Origin of the sequence: Amycolatopsis sp. NBC_01286 (genome assembly GCF_035982555.1) — a bacterium.
Taxonomy (GTDB): domain Bacteria; phylum Actinomycetota; class Actinomycetes; order Mycobacteriales; family Pseudonocardiaceae; genus Amycolatopsis.
In genome coordinates this window covers 3,848,100-3,867,733 of the sequence record NZ_CP108428.1, presented here as the reverse complement: position 1 = coordinate 3,867,733, position 19,634 = coordinate 3,848,100, and the positions used below count along the sequence as shown (strand labels likewise).

The window sequence follows — 19,634 nt, the reverse complement described above, 5'->3', positions numbered from 1 at the left end:
ACATGCGGGTGATGGTGATCGGGGCGACGGGCGTGCTGGGCGTCCCGGCGGTGGCGCGGCTGCTGGAGGCCGGCCACGAGGTGAGCGGACTGGTCCGCGGTGCGGATCGCGTGCCGGCGGTCGAACGGACGGGTGCGAAGCCGGTGCCAGGCGACCTGTTCGACGAGACATCGCTGGCCACGGCGTTGCGGGGCCACGACGCGGTCCTGAACCTCGCGACGCGCATCCCGGGCCCACGCGAGATGACGCGCAAGGCGTCTTGGGCCGAGAACGACCACGTCCGGCTGTCGGGCAGCGCGACGTTGGCGGCGGCGGTGCGTCGGGTGGACGAGCTGCGGACCGTGGTCCAGGAGGGCATTTCGTTCGTCTACGCGGACGGCGGCGACCACGAGCTGGACGAAGAGGCGCCCATATCACCGCGGGGCGTGACGGCGTCTTCGGTGCGGGCGCACGGCAATGTGGCCGCGCTGGAGGCCACGGGTCGGACGGTGATCCGCTTGCGCATCGCGAACCTGGTGAGGACGGGCGCGCTGCTGTCACCGCTCGTCCTGGGCTCCCGAAAGGACTGGACGACGGCGATCCACCCAACCGACGCGGCGGCGGGCGCGGTCGCGTCGCTGAAGGCGCCTTCGGGGATCTACAACGTCGGGGCGACGCCGGTGACGAAGGAGCATCTGGGCCGGGTCATGGCCGAGGCGGCGGGAGTCCGGAAGGCGCGAACGGTGCCGAAGTGGCTGGCATCGCGACTGTCGCTGGCGGAACCGATGGCCCGGTCGCAGCGGGTGGTGTCCCGGAAGCTGGCGGACGCGACCGGTTGGCGGTGCGAGCTGCCGGAGCCGGGCCCGGAGTGGTTCGAGCCGCGCTGAGGTCCGGGACGCACTGACGGTCCGAGCTGCGCTGAGGGGTTTGGGCCCGGGCCGGCGAAGACCGGCCCCCACCCGATCCCTGGGGGGCGTGCCCAGGTCCAGTCTATCGGCCCACCCCGACGGAAACCCCAGATCAGCGACTTGACGCGGAAGTTGTCCACATGCACACAAGCCTGTGGACAACTCCTGCTGCGCAGGTCGGGCCGGATAACTCGGGCACCGTCGGTCGTCGCCGGACAGCTCAAGCCGACAAAATTTGAGCTTCCCGATTCAAGCCGGCAACTCGACCCGAACAGCTCAAGCTGAACTGCCCAAGCCCGACAGCTCAACCGCACAGGTCAAGCCGGGCAACTCGACCTGGACAACTTCGAGCCGGACGGCTCGTGCCGCACAAGACCGAGCTGGGCAACTCGACCCGACAGCCCAAACCGCACAGGTCGAGTCGGACACCTCAAGGCCGACAGGTCGAGCCAGCCAGCTCAAACCCGACAACTCAGAGCAACTCCAGCAGGAACGGCAGTTCCTGCGGCGCGTACCAAGCCAGCTCGTGATCCTCCGCGTCGCCCAGGATGAACTCCGCGTCCAGGTCCCCGAGGTCGGCCGCGTCGATCACGCCCGCTGCCGCCGAGACCGCGTCCGCTGCCTCCGGGCTGTCCACGTGGACCGCCGCCACCGCCGACAGTGGGATCGGGCCGCCGATGCGGACCACCGGGGCGTCCAGGTCCGGGCGCAGTGTGATGCCCTCGACGTCCGCCGACACCACCACCCGGCGGGGCTCGCCCTTCTCCTCCGCCGCGATCAGGCGCAGCGAAGCGCGGGCCGCGTCCAGGAGCGCCGCGTACTCGAGCTCCTCGTCCGACCCGCTCACGTACGTCTCGCGCAGCGCCGGGGTCAGCGCGAACGCCGTCCCGTTGCGCGCGCGGAACTCCCCCGACGCTTCCAAGTCGCGAAGCATCGCGATGGTCGCAGGCAGATAGACCCTCACCAGTGCGCACCCTTCAGCTCTTCCAAGGATTCTTCGATCATCCCGGCCAGCAGGTCGACGTCGAACGCGGCCTTGCGGTCGCCGTTGAGTCCGAAGTAGACGCCGCCGTGGTACGACGTCACCCCGATCGCCAGCGCCTGGGTGCGCATCAGCGGCATCACCGGGAACATCTCGACCAGTCTCGCCTCTCCCGCGTACATCGGCACCTGCGGGCCCGGCGAGTTGGTCACCATGACGTTGAAGATCCGCCCCGACAACGACCCCGCCGCACGTGCGCCGAGGGAATGCAGGGTAGCCGGGGCGAAGCCGCCGACCTTGAGCAACCCGCGCGCGGCGACCGACCGGCCCGAGTCGAGGTGCTCGGTCATCGCGTGCCCGATGTGCTGCAGCCGCAGCACCGGATTGGGCTCGCCCACCGGCAGGTCCACCAGGTACGCGGCCACCTGGTTGCCGACCAGGCCCGGCGTCGAGTACTCCGCCGTCTCGGCGTCGCGCACCGCCATCGGCGCCAGTGCCCGCACCGTCGCGTCGGGGGTCAGCGTCTCCTCGCGCGACAGCAGCCACTCGCGCAACGCGCCGGTGATGGCCGCGAGGACGACGTCGTTGACCGTGCCGCCGTGCTCCGCGCGGATCTTGCGGAAGTCCTCGAGCCGCGTGCGGACCACCGAGAACACGCGCCCGCCGGACACCCGGACGTTCAGCGGTCCCGGCGGCGCCGGGTTGACGAGCGTGCGCAGCGCCGACGCCACGCCGCCGACGGTCTCGGCGAACTTCCCGGCCGCCGCGACCGCGTCGTTCGCCGCCGACCGGACGTTCTCCACGACCTCGGCCGGCCGTTGGACGCCCTCGCTGACCGCGTCGAGCACCAGCTGGGTGCGGCTCGGCTCGCGCCGCGGCGTCCAGATGTCCTCGAACGGCTCCGGCTCGGCGGGGGTCGGGTCGAGGATGAGCTGGCCGAGCTCGATCGTGCCGACACCGTCCACAACGGACTGGTGGGTCTTGGTGACCAGCGCGATCCGGTCGCCGGACAGGCCCTCGATGAAATACGCCTCCCAGAGCGGCCGCTCCGGCGCCAGCCGCCGCGACATCAGCCGCGCCACCAGGTCGAACAGCTGGTCGTCGCGGCCCGGCTGGGGCAGCGCCGAGCGCCGGACGTGGTAGTTCAGGTCGAAGTCGACGTCGTCCACCCACACCGGCCGCGCGAGGTGCCCCGGCACCTCCGCGACGCGCTGCCGGTACCGCGGCAGGTACGCCAGGCGCGCGCCGACGAGGTCGAGCAGCTGCGCGTAGCTGAACCCGGAGCGTGGCCGCTCGAAGATCGCCACGCCGCCGACGTGCATCGGGGTCGCGTGGTCCTCGACGTAGAGGAACGAGGCGTCCAGCGCGGAAAGGCGGTCGGGCATGGGCCGATCCTTACACAATGCGAGACTGCCCGGTGTGGGTGATGAGTCGACTGTCTCGCCGAAAGACCGCTTCCTGACCGTGTACGGCCGGAAGCCGGTGCTCGAGGCACTGGCGGACGGCGGCCTGCGCGTGGACAAGGTGATCCTCGCCGACACCGCCCGCGGGCCGGGCGCGGCCGAGATCCAGCGTGCGGCCAAGGACGCTGGCGTGCCGGTGCAGCGCGCCAGCGCTCACCGGGTCAAGGTGCTCGCCGGCAACGGCAAGCAGGACCAGGGTGTGCTCGCCGACGTCGTCGCGCCGCGGATGCGCGCGCTGGCCTCGGCGCTGGAGGACCGGCAGCCGCCATCGCGGGTGCTGCTGCTGGACGGCATCACGACCCCGGCGAACGTCGGCATGATCCTGCGCACCGCGACCGCGGCCGGGCTCGACGGCGTGATCGTGCCGCGCCGCGGCGTCGCGGCGCTGGACCCGCTGGTGGTCAAGGCTTCGGCCGGGGTCGCGTTCCGCGCCCCGGTGCTGCGCTGCGGCTCCGCGCGCGAGGCGGCCGAAATGCTGACCGAAGCGGGCTACGGCATCTACGCGCTGGGCGCGTCCTCGAAGACCGCATTGTTCGACGTAAACCTGACGCAGCGCGCGGCTTTTGTACTCGGCGGCGAAACGGACGGCGTCGGCGCGGACGTCGGCGAGCTCGTCACCGAATGGGTGTCGATCCCGATGCCGGGTGACGTCGAGTCGCTCAATGTCTCGGCCGCCGCCGCGGTGCTTTCCTTCGAACTGGTCCGCCGCGCGCGTTGATCGTTCACTGATCGGGGAACAGCACACCGAGTTCGGCGAGCGTTTCCCCGACCGACCGGTGGTGCACCCCGACCATGCCCGCTTCGACGGCGCCGAAGATGTTCGCTGCGGAGTCGTCGACGAACGCACAGTGCACGGCGGGCAGGGCCAGCCGGTCCGCCGCGATCAGGTAGACCGCCGGATCCGGTTTGGCCACGCCGACCTCGCCGGAGAACACCAGCGCGTCGAAATAGTCGAACATGGTTTTCTTGACCTGCTCCGACGCCCCGGGTGCGTTGGACAGCAACGCGGTACGGACGCCCCGCTTGCGCGCGGTCATCAGGTATTCGTAGAAGCGGTCGGCGTCGGGATCGGTGAGAACTCCGGCGAAATCGACCAATAACCCCTTCAGCACCCGGCACACCATAGCCGGGTAACGGGGCGCTGTCTCTCGGAGTCCGACAATGCGATGTGCCCCTAGCGCACGGTAACCGGCGAAGCCATCGCTTCGGCGATTCTCCCCCGAATCGAGCGATTCCTGACGCGATTCGGGCCGCGCGTCCCTCTAAGCCTGCGGAAGCGGCGAAATGCCGCGACCGGGAGGGGAGGAAATGACCGAGGAACATCGCCTGAGAACGCTGATCCGCTACGAGGCGCCCCGTCGGGCCGAACGGCTCGCGGCCGTGACACCGGAAGAGCACCGCCGGGCCGGCGCGCGCTGGCCGGCGTCGAGGCAGCTCGAGGCGTCCGAAGTGGGCCACCTGCTGAACATGCTGCTGGAGGCCTACGACGGCCGTCGTCCGGTACCGCAGATCCGGGGCCTGGTGGCGCCGGAGGTGTACGCCGGGCTGAGCGGGCCACGCCTGCCGCAGCCGCGGCACCGGACGCACACCGTCCACACGTGCAACCCGGTGGCGGGTGTGATCGAGGCATGCGCCCGGGTGGAGGCCGACGGCCGGTCGTTCGCGCTGGCGGCCCGCTTCACCCGCACCACGACGGGGTGGCAGTGCGTGCGGTTCGCGCTGCTGAAACCGAGGCGGCTGGACCACCGGCCCCAGCGGGCAGCGGCGTGAAGCGGGCGGGCACGGCAAGAGCCCCGCCGGGACAGTCCTAGCGCGACAGTCGCGAGCGGCCGGTCGGGACAGTCCCGTCTCGACGGTCGCGAACGGCCGATGCGTCGTTCAGCCGGCTGGACCGGGCTTGATCCCGGCGGGACGGTCGTGAGTGGTGATTCGGGTTCTAACCCTCTCCGCCACTCACGACCGGACCGGCAGCGTCGCCAGGCCGCGCAGGGTGGTCGTCGGGTTCCAGGCCGGGGTGCCGTTCAGCGCTAGATCCGGGCGGCGGCGGGCCAGCTCGCGGAACACGACGCGGGCTTCGAGCCGGGCCAGTGGCGCGCCGAGGCAGAAGTGGATGCCCTGGCCGAACGCCAGGTGCTTGCCCGGCACCCGGGCCGGGTCGAACGCCTCCGAGTCGAACGCCTCCGGGCCGCTCGCCGGGTCGCGGTTGGCCGCGCCGATCAGGACGATCGCCTGGCTGCCCGCCGGGACCGGCAGCGCGCCGAGCGTCGTGTCGCGCACCGCCGTCCGCGAGGTCAGCTGGACCGGCGAGTCGTAGCGCAGCACCTCTTCGACCACCCGGTCCGGCGCCGCCGCGGCCGGCCCGAGGCCGTCGTGGCGGAGCAGCGCCAGGACGCCGTTGCCGATCAGGTTCGTCGTCGTCTCGTGGCCGGCGATGAGCAGGAGCGTGAGCGTCACCAGGAGCTCGCCCTCGCTGAGGACGTCACCCGCGTCGGACACCGCCACCAGCGCGGACAGGAGATCCTCCCCCGGCTCGCTCCGCCGTTTCGCGGCCAGCTCGCGGAAGTACGCGATGAAGGACTGCCGCGCCCGGACCGCCGGTTCGACCGTCTCGGGGCTCTGCAGGAACGGCGGGTCCAGCGCCCGCGCCATCGCGTGCGACCACTCCGCGAACTGCTCGCGGTCGTCCAGCGGGACGCCGAGCAGCTCGGCGATCACCTCGACCGGCAACGGCTTCGCGAGCGCCGTCATCAGGTCGAACTCGCTCGGCGCGCGGTCGATCAGGTCCACGGTGATCTCGTCGATCCGCGGCGCCAGCCGCTCGACCATCCGCGGCGTGAACGCCTTCGCGACCAGCCGCCGCAGCCGCGTGTGGTCGGGCGGGTTCAGCGACAGGAACGCCCGGACCACGCGTCCTGACTCGTCGACCGGCTGGTCCGGCCGCCGGTCCGCCGGGTCCAGGTACTCCGGTTCGGGGTGCCCGAACGCCGGGTCGCGCAGGACCTGCGTGGCTTCGGCGAGGCCGCTGACGGCGAACATCCCCTCGGCCAGGAGCGCGACCGGCAGCCGCTCGCGCCACCGCCGGTAGTGCGGGTACGGGTCCGGCCGCCGCTCGGCGCCGAACAGCGCGAAGAACTCCTGCATCTCCGCCGACATCGTCGTCACGACCATCCCCCGTTCACGGAACCGGGGCGCGTGGAGTTGTCCACGCGCCCCGGTTCCGGCTCACATCAGCGGCTCACGTCAGCGACGTGGGCCCTTCTTGCCCTTCTTGGCGGCGTCGCGCTGGGCGGCCCGGCGGTCCCGCCGGGTGGCTCCGCTTCCGCCCGCGCCGTCGCCCGCTTCCTCGGCGTGCGCTTCGACCTCGCCGTCCTCACCCGGGCCCGACAGCGTCAGCCCCGACTGCTGGCTGTTGCCGCCCAGGCCCTTGCCACGCAGCGCGGCCGGGACGGAATCGGTGTCGGTCGTCGGCGGCTGCGGCGGCGCCGGCCGCGCGTGCCGGCCTTCCGGCACGGCCTGGCCGTTGCCGTTGCCGACACCCGCCGGCAACGCGGCGGCGTCTTCGGCGGGCGGCGCTTCGGCCCGCTCGACCTGCAGGTTGAACAGGAAGCCGACGGCCTCCTCCTTCAGCGAGTCGAGCATCGCGCGGAACATGTCGAAGCCCTCGCGCTGGTACTCGATCAGCGGGTCGCGCTGCGCGAGCGCCCGCATGCCGATGCCCTGCTTGAGGTAGTCCATCTCGTAGAGGTGCTCACGCCACTTGCGGTCGAGGACGGTCAGCATGACCTGGCCCTCCAGGGTCCGCATGCCTTCCGGGCCGACGAGCGCGTTGATCTCCGCCTCGCGCTTGTCGTAGGCGTCGCGGGCGTCCTGCACCAGCGCCTCGCGCAGGGTGTTCGCGTCGAGGTCGCCGTCCTCCAGCAGGTCGTCCCAGTCGAGGCTGACCGGGTACAGCGTCTTCAGCGCCGTCCACAGCTTCTCGTGGTCCCAGTCCTCGGCGTAGCCGTTGGCCGTCGCGCCGTCCACGTAGGCGTTGACGACGTCGACGAGCATCCCTTCGATCTGGTCGCGCAGGCTCTCGCCGGCGAGCACGCGGTGGCGCTCGGCGTAGATCACCTTGCGCTGCTCGTTCATGACCTCGTCGTACTTGAGGACGTCCTTGCGCTGCTCCATGTTGATCTGCTCGACCTGCGTCTGCGCGCTCTTGATGGCCTTGGAGACCATCTTGTGCTCGATCGGCACGTCGTCGGGCAGCCGCATGGTCGTCATGACGCGCTCGACCATGGTCGCGTTGAAGCGGCGCATGAGCTCGTCACCGAGCGACAGGTAGAACCGGGACTCGCCCGGGTCGCCCTGCCGGCCGGACCGGCCGCGGAGCTGGTTGTCGATGCGGCGCGACTCGTGCCGCTCGGTGCCCAGCACGTACAGGCCGCCCGCGTCGCGGACCACCTCGGCCTCGGCCTTCGACTCTTCCTTGACCTTCTCGAGGATGCCGGGCCACGCGGCCTCGTACTCCTCGGAGTGCTCGACCGGGTCCAGGCCCTGCTCGCGCAGCACGTGGTCGGCGATCAGGTCGGGGTTGCCGCCCAGCACGATGTCGGTACCGCGGCCGGCCATGTTCGTGGCGACCGTGACGGCGCCCTTCTGGCCGGCGCGCGCGACGATCAGCGCCTCCCGGTCGTGGTGCTTCGCGTTCAGCACCTCGTGCGGCACGCTCAGCTTGACCAGCAGCTTCGACAGCCGCTCGGACTTCTCGACGCTCGTGGTGCCGACCAGGACCGGCTGGCCCTTCTCGTGCCGCTCGGCGATGTCCTCGGCGACCGCCTCGTACTTCGCCTCTTCGGTCTTGTAGATCAGGTCCGGCTGGTCGGCGCGGACCATCGGGCGGTTCGTCGGGATCGGCACCACACCCAGCTTGTAGGTCTGGTGGAACTCGGCGGCCTCGGTCTCGGCCGTACCGGTCATGCCGGACAGCTTCCCGTAGAGGCGGAAGTAGTTCTGCAGCGTGATCGTGGCGAGCGTCTGGTTCTCGGCCTTGATCTCGACCTTTTCCTTGGCCTCGATCGCCTGGTGCATGCCCTCGTTGTAGCGGCGGCCGTGGAGCACGCGGCCGGTGAACTCGTCGACGATCGCGACCTCACCGTTGCGGACGATGTAGTCCTTGTCGCGGTGGAAGAGCTCCTGCACCTTCAGCGCGTTGTTCAGGTACCCGACCAGCGGGGTGTTCGCGGCCTCGTACAGGTTCTCGATGCCGAGCTGGTCCTCGACGAACCGGACGCCCTTTTCGGTGACGGCGACGGTGCGCTTCCGGACGTCGACCTCGTAGTGGTACTTCGAGTTGATCAGGTTCGTCTTCTCGAGCCGCTCGCGCGACCCCATCGTGGTGGTGTCGATGCCGTTCATCAGCGGGGCGAGCCGCGCGAACTCGACGTACCAGCGCGACGACTGGTCCGCCGGGCCCGAGATGATCAGCGGCGTCCGGGCCTCGTCGATGAGGATCGAGTCCACCTCGTCGACGATGGCGTAGTTGTGGCCGCGCTGGACGCAGTCGTCCAGGCTCCACGCCATGTTGTCGCGCAGGTAGTCGAAGCCGAACTCGTTGTTCGTGCCGTAGGTGACGTCGGCGTTGTACTGGTTGCGCCGGACGTCCGGCTGCTGCTCCGACAGGATGACGCCGACCTCGAGACCGAGGAAGCGGTGGATGCGGCCCATCCACTCGGAGTCGCGCTTGGCCAGGTAGTCGTTCGTCGTGACGACGTGGACGCCCTTGCCGGGGATGGCGTTGAGGTACGCCGCGAGGACACAGGTCAGGGTCTTGCCCTCACCGGTCTTCATCTCGGCGACCTGGCCCAGGTGCAGGGCGGCGCCGCCCATCAGCTGGACGTCGAAGTGCCGCTGGCCGAGCACGCGCTTGGCGGCCTCGCGGGCGACCGCGAAAGCCTCCGGCAGCAGGTCGTCCAGGGACTCCCCGCCGGCGTGCCGCTTGCGGAACTCGTCCGTCTTGGCCCGCAGCTCGGCGTCGGTCAGGTCCTTGACGTCGTCTTCGAGGGTGTTGATGTGATCGGCGATGTTGCGCAGCCGCTTCACCATCTTGCCCTCGCCCGCGCGGAGCAGGCGGTTCAGCACCATCCGGTCGACCTCACTAGCTGATCATGAGCGCGCCCAGGCCGGTCCCGGGCAGGTTCTCCCACGGCGGCCGCCGTGGGTCGGCGCCACCGTTCCACCCCATCGTAGGGAACCCGGGGCGTCGTGTGCACACGCCGTACGTCCTGACATGCGGATGGCCCGCACGCGAGCGCGTGCGGGCCATCGGCGAAGGCCTCCTCAGAGCCGGCTCAGCCGAGCCGGATCACGCCGTAGTCGAAGCCTTTCCGCCGGTAGACCACGCTGGGCCGCCCCGCGTCGGAGTCGTTGAAGAGGTAGAAATCGTGGCCGACCAGTTCCATCTCGTAGAGAGCCTGGTCCACCGTCATCGGATCGGCGGTGTGCTGCTTCTCGCGGACGACGCGGCCGGGCTGGTGGCCCAGGTCGTCGTCGGCCCAGCTCTGCTGCTGGGGCAGGGTGATCTCGTCGGCACTCGCGAAACCGTTCAGCTGCGGTTCGGCCTCGGGTGCGTCCAACACCGCGGTACGCGCGGCGGGACTGGCGGCGGCGGCCGGGGAGGTACCACCCGGCAATACCGAGGTCGCTTCGGCGACCGACTCCGGTCGGCTGCGTCCGTAGTGCACGCGCCTCCGGTCGTGTGTCCTCCGCAGCCGGTTCTCCAGCTTGGTGACTGCGGAATCGAGCGCTGCGTAGAAGTCGGCGGCACACGCTTCAGCGCGTACGGCCGGGCCACGCCCCTTTCCGGTGATTTCGACGCGCTGGCAGCTCTTGGCCTGGCGCCGGTTGGGTTCGTGGAACAGCTCCACGTCGTACCGGATGACTTTCCTGTCGTAGCGCTCGAGGCGGGCCAGCTTTTCGCTGACGAGTGCCCGATAGTGCTCGGGCACCTCTACGTTGCGGCCCTTAACGACGATGTCCATACACGACCTCCCTCGCTGAGATGACTGCGAGCTGTTGAGTTCACACACGGCGCCGGTGTAGCGGGGACGGAAGCCCGGATCGCGGGCTGAGAAGGAACTCGGATCGGTTCACGACGTCTCGTGCCGGATGCCCGAGCGCGGACTCAGCGCACCTCCGGCGCCAGGGACATGGGCTCGTCACCTCCCTGCCTGCGGGGATTGCTGATAGCGGAGCACGTTAGCTTCCTCACGCCCGTTACAACAGCCCCCGAGCCGGGGGATGTCGGGGAATGAGACTCCGTCACCCCGCGCAGTGAGCGGGGAGTGAACACCAGAAAACACCCGCTGGTCGGACGCTCGCCGGTTGCCGTGGCATCACACGGACGGCGCATCACTCCAGCTGCAAGGACGCCGAGGGTGACGGCCTTGTCCGGCACAGCCACCACTCCGGTGGAGTGGTTCGGCACCCGAGTGGCTTTGATCGACACCCTCATGCCCGGACAACGGCCGCGGCGCCGCTCGCGTTCCCGCCGGAAGTCACTCGTCCAGGTGACACCCGGGTCACCCGGCCGCGGGGGCTGGGTTTGGCGGGTGCTTTCGGTGGCTGGGGATCTTGTGGTGCGGGTGGGGTCGGTGGGGCTTGTGGAGACTGGTGTGACCTGGTGAAACCGCCGTTCTGGTTTGGGGTCGGGTTCTGGGGGCGGGGTGGTGGGGTTGGGCGGTGGCTGGCGGTCGGATGTCGCGGATTCACCCGGGTGGGAATCTTTTTTGGACCGGCTGGATGGCTCGCTGAGCCTGGTCTGGCGACGCCGGGCTTGGCAGCATCGGGATTTGGTGGCGCCGGGCTTGAGTGCTTTCGGTCAGACGGGCTCCGAAGTCTTGGCAATGGGTGGCGTGGTAGCGGAGTTTGAGGCGGTGGGCACCAGAGTTATGCCCACGGAGGGGGGTCACCCAGCCGCGAGGAGGGTGAGGACGGCCGCGACCGCGATGCCCTCCGCCGCCAGTGCGTGCACGCAGGCGGCGGCGGTGGCTCCGGTGGTCACCACGTCGTCCAGGACCACCACCGGGAAACCGGGTGGCGGACGGCCGGCTTCCCGGAATCGCAGCCGGCCGGCCAGGTTGGCGGCGCGCTGGGCGTGGCCGAGCCCGACGGCGTCGCGGGCGGTCCCGGCCAGTTCCAACGCCGGTGCGACGGCCACTTCGAAACCGCGGGTGGCCAAGACTTTCGCCGCGGCTGCTGCCAGGAGTTCGACGTGGGGGCCACCTCGGACCCGGGATGCGGAGGGGCGGCTGGGTGCTGGGACAAGGCAGATCTTGCGGTGTGCGAGGACGGATCCGGTGCTCGGGGCCGGCCCTGGGCGCCGGTGGGCGGACATGGTTCCGGTCTCGTGGGACATGTCTGGCGAGTGCTCGGAAGCGCAGCTGGCGCTCCGGGCCTGGTCCGGTGGCTGATGGGCGGAAGCGACTTCGGTCGCGCAGGCAAGGCCTGGTGGCCGGAGCCCCAAAGGTGCACCGGCGCTCCGCGCCCGATCCGATGACCGGTCGATCGACGTGGCTCCGGTGGCGCGACCGGAATCCGGCAGCCGGTGACCGCAAGCAGCAGTTCCGGCGCTCGGAGAGAGGCCCGGCAGCCATCGCGGGGAACCGGTTCCGGCGCGCGGAGGCAGGCCTGGCGGCCGGCGTCGGGAACCGGTTTCGGCGCTCCGAGCGGCCGGCTGTGGCCCTCCGACGGACACGGTTCCTGCGCTCTCAGCAGCCTGCTGCGACTGACCTGCGGAAACAGCTCCAGCCGCGACCTGTGGTCGCCCGCCGACCACGGTTTCCCGCAACGGCAACACGACCAACGCCTCCGCCAGAGCCGACCCCAACGCCGGGGCCAGATCCCGGCGACCCCGCTCCTTGTACGCGATCAACAACCGCCTACCGACGCCGGTATACCTGGCCAGGGAGAACACCCGGACCACGCCCGCCGTGGGCACGCGGGCGACCTCCCGCACCGCGCCCCAAACGCCCCCGCAGCGGGCGCAACAAGGCGCGCCGCGGGCTCCGCAGGCGGCGCAGCGGCTGGGGATCAGGAGTTCCAGAAGCGCGTTGATGACCACACGGAAAGTGTCGCGACCACCACCGACAGTTTCGGGCCCTCAACCATCACCCGATCGACTGAAACCGTCAGCCCGGGTAGAAGGGGTCCGCGTCCTTCGCCGAATGGCTCTGGGGGCGCCACACCTCGCCCAGCACCGAGGCCGTCCACAGGCCGCTCGCGTCCGCTACCACGATCGGCCTGCCGGGGGCCGCGGTTACGCCGTGGACCTGGGGTGTCAGGTTCGAGCTGTTGAACGCGTCCATGCGCTGGCCGTCCACCGTCACGCGGACCACCGGCTGGGACACGCTCGTCGTGACCGCGACCAGGGTGTCCTGGGCCAGCCAGTCCACGTCGACGACGTCGTGGAGGTCGTGTGGCTGCAGGTGGCGGGGCTCGCGCAGGCTGACCGAGTCGCCGCCCGAGCCGACCACCGAGGCCACCCACAGCTGGCCGTTGACCACCGCCGCTACCCGGGCGCCGTCGCGGGAGAACCTGAGCTCCGAGATGTCGCCCTGCTGGATCAGGTCGGCGGCGTTCACCAGCAGGGGGGTCCACTGGCCGTTCGGGGTCAGCACGACGCGGGCCACCGACTGCTGGTCGACGACCGTCCACACCTCGGACGAGCCGGGGCGCCACGTCGGCCGGCTCAGGGTGTTGCCGGCCACGCTGAGCTGCGGCAGCTCGCGGCCGAGGTCGCCGATCCGCAGGTGGACGCCGCCGCCCGCGCGCTCCACCACCGCGAGGCGCTTGCCGTCGGTCGACTGGGCCGCGTTGACGACGTCGTAGCCGCCGTTGCCTGCCGGGCCGGCGATCGGGGCGCCGTCGCCGAGGGAGCGGACGCGGCCGCCGACCGTCATCAGCCCCAGCAGGTCCTGGCTCGGCGAGAGCGCCGCGCCGTACGCGGGCAGCTCGCTCAGCCGCCAGTCCGGGTGGTTCGGCACCAGCGGGGCGCCGTCGGCGAGGATCCGGATCCGCGCCGACGTCACGTACTGCAGCGAAAGCACGATCTGCGCGGCGATCAGGATGCGGGTGTCGTCGCTGACGCCGGTCAGCCCGGTCAGGGGCACCACCAGCGTCCCGTCGTCGAGGCTCTTGACGTTGGTGTCGATCTCCACCGGTTCGCCGAGCAGGTTCTTCACCGCGCCGGCCAGGCTCGTCGACGGGCCGGCGACCAGCATGTCCATCACCCGGCCCGGCAGCCCGGCCTGCGGTTTCGCCACGACGTAGCGCCGGTCGGGGACGAACGTGTTGGCCGACTCCGAGTAGAAGACCACCGGCACCGCGGTGTAGTTCTCGGCGAAGTCGGACTCCGTCGCGTACAGGTCGGCGGGCGGGTCGACGATCCGCCACTGGCCGGTCGGCTGCTTGCGCACCTTCACGTGGAGCAGCGCCGGGCTGTAGTCCGGGACGAACGCGCTGTTCTGGTCCAGCGTGCCGACGTCGAACCCGCGCACGTTGACGACCTGCGTGTTCGGGTCCGGCTGCGGCTCGGTGTCGTAGACCGTGCCGAAGGTGTCCTGGATGATCGTCAGGCTGCGGCTGGGCCGCCAGGTCGCCTGCCCCTGGTCGTCCAGGTAGGCGCGCGCGGCGCCGTTGTTCTGGCCGGGCTTGAGCGTCGCGCCGATGAAGTCGCGGACCAGCGTCAGCGCGTCGATGTTCGCCTGCGGCTCGGGTGCCTCGGCGTTCTGGCCCTGGCCCTGGCGCTCCCCCGGGACGACGACGGGCTGGGACTCGAGCGGAACGTTGGCGCAGCCCGCCACCAGCACCAGGCACAACACTGCGAGCAGAACGCGTTTCACTGACCGACTTCCTCACGCTCGGCGAAGATCGCCTCCGGCGCCGGGGTCACCTCGATGATCCCGAGCGGCACCTCGCCCGGGACGCGCTCGGGCGGCGGCAGGCCCAGCGGCGACTCGCCGATGGGCACGTCCTGGTGGCGCGGGAAGCGGAACCGGAAGCAGGCGCCCTGGCCGGGTGCGCCCCACGCGTCGAGCTCGCCGCCGTGCAGGCGCGCGTCCTCGAGGCTGATCGCCAGGCCGAGGCCGGTGCCGCCGGTGCGCCGGTTGCGCGACGGGTCGGCGCGCCAGAACCGGTTGAACACCAGGTCCGCCTCGCCGGGCCGCAGGCCGACGCCGCGGTCCTGGACGGTGATGGCGACGGTGGTCTCGTTGGCCGCGACGGTGAGCACCACCGGCCGGCCCTCGCTGTGGTCGACGGCGTTGGCGAGCAGGTTGCGCAGGATCCGCTCGACGCGCCGCGAGTCGACGTCGGCGGGGATCTCCTCGTCGGGCAGCACGAGCTCGACCGAGGAGCCCGCGTTGCCGGCGATGACCCGCACCTGCTCGACCGCGCGGGTGGCGATCGGGCGGACGTCGATGAACTCCGCGGACAGCTCCTCGACGCCGGCGTCGAGCCTGCTGATCTCCAGCAGGTCGCCGAGCAGGGCCTCGAACCGGTCGAGCTCGTCGACCAGCAGCTCGGTGGAGCGCGCGAGCCCGGCCGGGAACTGCTCGCGGGACGCGTGCAGCACGTCGGCGGCCATCCGGACGGTGGTCAGCGGCGTCCGCAGCTCGTGCGAGACGTCGGAGGTGAACCGGCGCTGGAGGCCGCCGAACTCCTCGAGCTGGCGGATCTGGCGCTGGATGCTGGCGGCCATCCCGTTGTAGGACACGGCGAGCTTCGCCAGGTCGTCCTCGCCGACCACGGCGACGCGCTGGTCGAGGTCGCCGCCGGCGAACTGCTCCGCCGCGGCGGCGGCCTGCCGGACCGGCCGCACCACCTGCCGCACCACCAGGTTCGTGATGCCGGCCAGCAGGAGCAGCAGGACGAGGCCGCCGACCAGCAGCGTGTTCTGCACGGTCGAGACGGTGTTCTGCTCGGTCGTCAGCGGGAACAGCAAGTACAGCTGCAGCGGGCTGGCGACGGTCTTGAGCGACGTCCCGACGATCAGGTACGTCGTGCGCCCGCCGTTCATGTCGGGGACGGTGTGCTCGAGGTAGCTCGTCTGCTCGGCTTCGACGAACTGCCGCAGCCGCGGCGGGACGTTCTCGAACGGCCCGGCGAACTCGGGTTCGCTGCCGGACTGGTCGTGGCCGCCGCTGGCGAGCACCGGGATGAACGTGCCGGCCGCCGAGCCCGCCGCGTCCTGGCTGGTCGGCGTGATCGCGATCTTCTTCAGCGCGTTCTCGAGCCGGTTGCGCAGCGCGTCCGACGTCTCGCTGCCGAGGCCGACGAGCTCACCGGCGGCGGTCTCCGCGGCCGCGCGGGTCTGCGCGGTGGCGGCGTCGCGCTTGGTGTCCAGCAGCCGCTCGGTGATCTGGTTCTGCAGGACCATGCCCAGCACGAACACCACGGCGGAGGACAGCGCGAGGGTCGACACGGTCACGCGGAACTGGAGCGAGTGCTTCCACAGCTCGTTGAACGCGACCGCGCGACGGCGCGCGAAAACGACGACACGCCGCACCAGGCGTGCCGTCGATCGCGCGAACGCGGGGAGCCGTCTGCCGGTCTCCACGGTCATGGAGCCATCACGGCGGGCCGGCCTTGTACCCGACGCCGCGAACGGTCAACACCACCTCGGGGTGTTCCGGATCCTTCTCGACCTTGGAGCGCAGCCGCTGGACGTGCACGTTCACCAGCCGGGTGTCGGCCGCGTGCCGGTAGCCCCAGACCTGCTCGAGCAGCACCTCGCGGGTGAACACCTGGCGCGGCTTGCGGGCCAGCGCCACCAGCAGGTCGAACTCCAGCGGGGTCAGCGGGATGGCCTTGCCCTCGCGCGTGACCTCGTGGCCGGGCACGTCGATCGCCAGGTCGCCGATCGTGAGCGACTCCGCCGGTTCGGCCTCGGTGCGGCGCATCCGCGCGCGGACCCGGGCGACCAGCTCCTTCGGCTTGAACGGCTTGACGACGTAGTCGTCGGCGCCGGACTCCAGGCCGAGGACGATGTCGACCGTGTCGCTCTTGGCGGTGAGCATGACGATCGGGACCCCGGACTCGGCGCGGATCGCCTTGCAGACGTCGATCCCGTTCATCCCGGGCAGCATCAGGTCGAGCAGGACGAGGTCGGGCTTTAGTTCACGCAGCGCGGGAAGCGCGCGTGAGCCGTCGGCGACCACCGCCGTGTCGAACCCCTCCCCACGGAGCACGATGGTGAGCATCTCCGCGAGTGCAGGGTCGTCGTCGACCACGAGAACACGTGCCTTCATGACCACATATTCGCACTAGTTCCGACGCCCGTACGCGCGACCCGCGTGTTTGACCACCAGAAAGATCAAGATCGGCACGGGTCCCTGCTCCATCCGGGTGCCCCTGGACGGTCCGTGAAGGCCGCCTTCAGGGACTCCGGGTCCCTCAAGGTGACCTTCACGGACCTGCGGGAAGGGGCGGCTCAGGGGGTGACGGCCGGGACCGGCGCGTCGACGAAGACGACGCCGTCCTCGACGACCACGCGGTGCGTCCGCACGGCCTTCTTGGCCGGCAGGCAGGTGGGCGCGCCGGTGCGCAGGTCGAACCGGGCGGCGTGCAGCGGGCACTCGACGAAACAGCCCTCCAGCCAGCCGTCGGCCAGGGATGCGTCCTGGTGGGTGCAGGTGTCGTCGACGGCGAAGAAGCCGGCTTCGGTGTGGAACACCGCGATCGGGACGGGCCCGTCGAGGCGGCGGGCTTCGCCCTCGGGCAGGTCGGTGACGGCGCAGGCGCGGATCATCAGGGCCTCCGGAAACGACTGGCGGGATGCCGGGACGGTTCGTGAAAGTTGCGCATTGCGCGACGCTGCGCTTCTTGCGCAACAATCCGGTCCGGCGGGCGGTCGCGTCAAGAGATTCGCCCACTCAGCCGATAGGGAGTGCGCAAAACGGATAGTGTTGCGCTATGCGGAACCAGGACTCGGGCAACGCAACTCAGAGCCAGGTGCAGTCGGTCGACCGGGCGATCAGCGTGCTGGAGCTGCTCGCCCGCAACGGCGAAACCGGCATCACGGAGATCGCGGGCGAGCTGGGCGTGCACAAGTCGACGGCGTCGCGCCTGCTCAGCGTCCTGGAGTCGAGAGGCCTGGTCGAGCAGCTCGGCGAACGCGGGAAGTACGCGATCGGCTTCGGCATCGTGCGGCTGGCGGGCGCCGCGACCGGGCGGATGGACCTGGCGAAGCTCGGCCGCACCAGCTGCCTGAGCCTCGCCGAGGAGCTCGGCGAGACCGTGAACATCGCCATCGCCGACGACGGCGTCGCGATCAACATCAGCCAGGCTCGCGGCGCCGCGGCGATCACCACGCAGAACTGGACCGGCCAGCGGACGCCGTTGCACGCGACCTCCAGCGGCAAGATCCTCTTGGCGTACATGGCCGAAGCCGAGCGCAAGCGGGTGCTGAAGCGGAAGCTGGAGCAGTACACGCCGCGCACGACCGTCGAGCCGGACGAGCTGATGACCGAGCTGGAACGGATCCTCGAGGACGGTTACGCGGCCTGCTACGAAGAGTTCGAGCTCGGCATGCACGCGGTCGCGGTGCCGATCCACGGCCCGGGCGGGGACGTCGTCGCCGCGATGAGCGCGTCTGGCCCGTCGTACCGGCTCTCGAAGCAGCGGGTGAAGCAGATCGTGCGGCCGATGGCCGAGGCGGCGGACGACCTGTCCGCGCAGCTGGGTTACTTCCGGGACTAGTAGAGCCGGGCCATCGCCCGGATCGTCCTTCCCATGTGCGCCACCAGTTCCGCGGGTGCGAGGACCTGCGCGTCCGCGCCGAGCCGCAGCAGTCCGGCGGCGGCGTGCGGGACGCTCTCCAGCGGGACGGTCGCGCGCCGCCAGCCCTCGGCGTCCGCGGGTTCGAGCGTGTGCGAGACGAGCCGGGCCGCCTTCGGGCCGAGGATGTCCGGCAGGGCCGCGATGCCCGCCGGCGAGAGGCGGACGACGGCCGTCTCGTCGATGTCCGCCGCTTCGTACCGCTCGACGTGCGCCCGCCAGAACTCCGCGAGGTCGAAGGCGTCGGGCCGGATGACCTGCTCGTCGAGCGGCGTCAGGGCCACGATGTTCGTGACGCGGTAGGTGCGCGGCTCCGACCGCCCGGCCGCGACGAGGTACCAGACGCCGGCCTTGAGGACCAGGCCGAGCGGGTGCAGCCGCCGCGTCACGACGCCGGGGCGCGGTGACCAGCGGCGGTAGCGGACCTCGACGACCTGGTCCCGCCACAGGGCTTCCGCGGCGGCGAGCAGCTGCGGCACCGGGTCCGCTTCGCGGTACCAGCCGGGCGCGTCGAGGTGGAACCGCTGCCGGATGCGCGTCGAGGCGTCCCGGTACGGCGTCGGCAGCGCCGCCGTCAGCTTCAGCTCGGCCGCGGCCACCTGGGCGCCCAGGCCCAGCTCGGCGGCGGGCTGCGGCAGCCCGGTGAGGAACAGCGACCCGGCCTCGTCGGCGGTCAGGCCGGTCAGCCGGGTGCGGTAGCCGTCCATCAGCTGGTAGCCGCCGCTCGGGCCGGGCTCGGCGTAGATCGGCACGCCCGCCGCGGCCAGGGCCTCGACGTCGCGGTAGACGGTCCGGGCGGTCACGCCCAGCTCGGCGGCCAGGCGCGACGCGCTCATCCGGCCGCGGTTCTGCAGCAGCAGGAGCAGGGACACCAGCCGGCTCGCTCGCACCCGCCGGAGTCTGCCAGCCACCACTGACAGAAGGTGTCAGTGGTGGCGCCCCAGGATCGCCGTCATGAACGACTTCGACTTCCTCCACGGCTCCTGGACCGTCGTCAGCCGGCGGCTCAAGACGATCTTCGCCGGCAGCGACGACTGGGACGTCTACCCCGGCACCACCACCTGCCGAACCCTCTTCGAGGGCGGCGGCAACACCGAGGAGATCCGCTTCCCCGCCCGCGGCTTCCGCGGGTTCACGCTGCGTCTGTTCGACGTCGAGCGGAAGGAGTGGTCGATCTACTGGGCCAACGACCGCACCGGGGTCCTCCAGCCGCCGGTCGTCGGCACCTTCGCCGACGGCCGCGGCGACTTCTACGGCGACGACGTCCACGAGGGCCGGCCGATCAAGGCGCACTACCTCTGGTCGGGCACCGCGGGGCCGTCGCCGCGGTGGGAGCAGGAGTTCTCGGCCGACGGCGGGAAGACCTGGGAATCCAACTGGGTCATGGAGTTCACCCGGGCCGGAACCGGCACCTTTTCGGGCGCTTGACAGCAAGTCGCGCATGACGCACGTTGTTGCCGAAGACGCAACTTTGCCCGGAGGGAT

Annotated in this window: 17 protein-coding genes; 5 read left to right on the top strand and 12 right to left on the bottom strand. The window is 71.0% G+C overall.

From position 1 onward, the window contains the following. Positions 1-2: 2 nt before the first annotated feature. Positions 3-866 (top strand): NAD-dependent epimerase/dehydratase family protein, encoded by an 864-nt coding sequence (locus tag OG570_RS18705; protein ID WP_326957972.1) that lies wholly within the window; start codon positions 3-5, stop codon positions 864-866. Positions 867-1,359: 493 nt separating this feature from the next. Here OG570_RS18705 and OG570_RS18700 read toward each other — a convergent pair whose 3' ends face one another. Together OG570_RS18700 and OG570_RS18695 are read right to left on the bottom strand one after the other, a co-directional pair. Beyond that, complete coding sequence (locus tag OG570_RS18700; RefSeq protein WP_247057468.1) at positions 1,360-1,851, bottom strand: DUF6912 family protein; 492 nt, start codon at positions 1,849-1,851, stop codon at positions 1,360-1,362. Beyond that, positions 1,848-3,254 carry a WS/DGAT/MGAT family O-acyltransferase gene (locus tag OG570_RS18695; RefSeq protein ID WP_326944276.1) on the bottom strand — a complete coding sequence of 469 codons (1,407 nt, stop codon included), beginning with the start codon at positions 3,252-3,254 and terminating at the stop codon, positions 1,848-1,850. The genes OG570_RS18700 and OG570_RS18695 overlap by 4 nt, the downstream gene beginning before the upstream one ends. Before the next feature lie 34 nt (positions 3,255-3,288). On the opposite strand from OG570_RS18695, the gene OG570_RS18690 reads away from it, so the two are divergent. Beyond that, entirely contained in the window at positions 3,289-4,050 is a 762-nt protein-coding gene (locus tag OG570_RS18690) for a TrmH family RNA methyltransferase (protein WP_326944277.1), read from the top strand. A gap of 4 nt (positions 4,051-4,054) precedes the next feature. Here the strand turns inward: OG570_RS18690 and OG570_RS18685 are convergent, their stop codons facing one another. After that, entirely contained in the window at positions 4,055-4,429 is a 375-nt protein-coding gene (locus OG570_RS18685; protein ID WP_247063642.1) for an HAD-IA family hydrolase, read from the bottom strand. A 211-nt stretch (positions 4,430-4,640) separates the two neighbouring features. Here OG570_RS18685 and OG570_RS18680 point away from each other — a divergent pair, with 211 nt between their 5' ends. Further along, on the top strand, positions 4,641-5,102 hold the full coding sequence (locus OG570_RS18680) for an Rv3235 family protein (RefSeq protein ID WP_326944278.1): 462 nt from the start codon (positions 4,641-4,643) through the stop codon (positions 5,100-5,102). A gap of 183 nt (positions 5,103-5,285) precedes the next feature. On the opposite strand, the gene OG570_RS18675 is transcribed toward OG570_RS18680, so the two are convergent. From OG570_RS18675 to OG570_RS18640, 8 genes are all read right to left on the bottom strand, one after another. Continuing rightward, positions 5,286-6,485: a cytochrome P450 gene (locus OG570_RS18675; protein ID WP_326960076.1), complete on the bottom strand. Its 1,200-nt coding sequence runs from the start codon at positions 6,483-6,485 to the stop codon at positions 5,286-5,288. A gap of 87 nt (positions 6,486-6,572) precedes the next feature. Beyond that, positions 6,573-9,458, bottom strand: coding sequence for a preprotein translocase subunit SecA (secA, locus tag OG570_RS18670; protein ID WP_326944280.1), 2,886 nt, complete (start codon positions 9,456-9,458; stop codon positions 6,573-6,575). A gap of 206 nt (positions 9,459-9,664) precedes the next feature. Continuing rightward, positions 9,665-10,354 (bottom strand): ribosome hibernation-promoting factor, HPF/YfiA family, encoded by a 690-nt coding sequence (gene hpf / locus OG570_RS18665; RefSeq protein ID WP_326944281.1) that lies wholly within the window; start codon positions 10,352-10,354, stop codon positions 9,665-9,667. A gap of 926 nt (positions 10,355-11,280) precedes the next feature. After that, positions 11,281-11,532, bottom strand: coding sequence for a hypothetical protein (locus tag OG570_RS18660; RefSeq protein WP_326957970.1), 252 nt, complete (start codon positions 11,530-11,532; stop codon positions 11,281-11,283). 970 nt (positions 11,533-12,502) lie between these two features. Then, entirely contained in the window at positions 12,503-14,215 is a 1,713-nt protein-coding gene (locus OG570_RS18655) for an LpqB family beta-propeller domain-containing protein (RefSeq protein WP_326944283.1), read from the bottom strand. Beyond that, positions 14,212-15,936, bottom strand: a complete 1,725-nt coding sequence (gene mtrB, locus OG570_RS18650) for an MtrAB system histidine kinase MtrB (RefSeq protein WP_326944284.1) — start codon at positions 15,934-15,936, stop codon at positions 14,212-14,214. Before mtrB ends, OG570_RS18655 begins: the two co-directional genes overlap by 4 nt. Before the next feature lie 7 nt (positions 15,937-15,943). Further along, positions 15,944-16,621 carry an MtrAB system response regulator MtrA gene (mtrA, locus tag OG570_RS18645; RefSeq protein WP_005150760.1) on the bottom strand — a complete coding sequence of 226 codons (678 nt, stop codon included), beginning with the start codon at positions 16,619-16,621 and terminating at the stop codon, positions 15,944-15,946. Positions 16,622-16,803: 182 nt separating this feature from the next. Then, positions 16,804-17,121 carry a bifunctional 3-phenylpropionate/cinnamic acid dioxygenase ferredoxin subunit gene (locus OG570_RS18640; protein ID WP_326944285.1) on the bottom strand — a complete coding sequence of 106 codons (318 nt, stop codon included), beginning with the start codon at positions 17,119-17,121 and terminating at the stop codon, positions 16,804-16,806. Between the two features lie 164 nt (positions 17,122-17,285). Here OG570_RS18640 and OG570_RS18635 point away from each other — a divergent pair, with 164 nt between their 5' ends. Beyond that, positions 17,286-18,071 (top strand): IclR family transcriptional regulator, encoded by a 786-nt coding sequence (locus tag OG570_RS18635; protein ID WP_326944286.1) that lies wholly within the window; start codon positions 17,286-17,288, stop codon positions 18,069-18,071. Here the strand turns inward: OG570_RS18635 and OG570_RS18630 are convergent. After that, the gene (locus OG570_RS18630) at positions 18,068-19,039 is read right to left on the bottom strand and encodes a helix-turn-helix transcriptional regulator (RefSeq protein WP_326957968.1); all 972 of its coding nucleotides are present in this window, start codon (positions 19,037-19,039) and stop codon (positions 18,068-18,070) included. The two genes, OG570_RS18635 and OG570_RS18630, sit on opposite strands and share 4 nt — an antisense overlap. A gap of 64 nt (positions 19,040-19,103) precedes the next feature. Here OG570_RS18630 and OG570_RS18625 point away from each other — a divergent pair, with 64 nt between their 5' ends. Next, the gene (locus OG570_RS18625) at positions 19,104-19,577 is read left to right on the top strand and encodes a hypothetical protein (RefSeq protein WP_326944288.1); all 474 of its coding nucleotides are present in this window, start codon (positions 19,104-19,106) and stop codon (positions 19,575-19,577) included. Positions 19,578-19,634 lie beyond the last annotated feature (57 nt).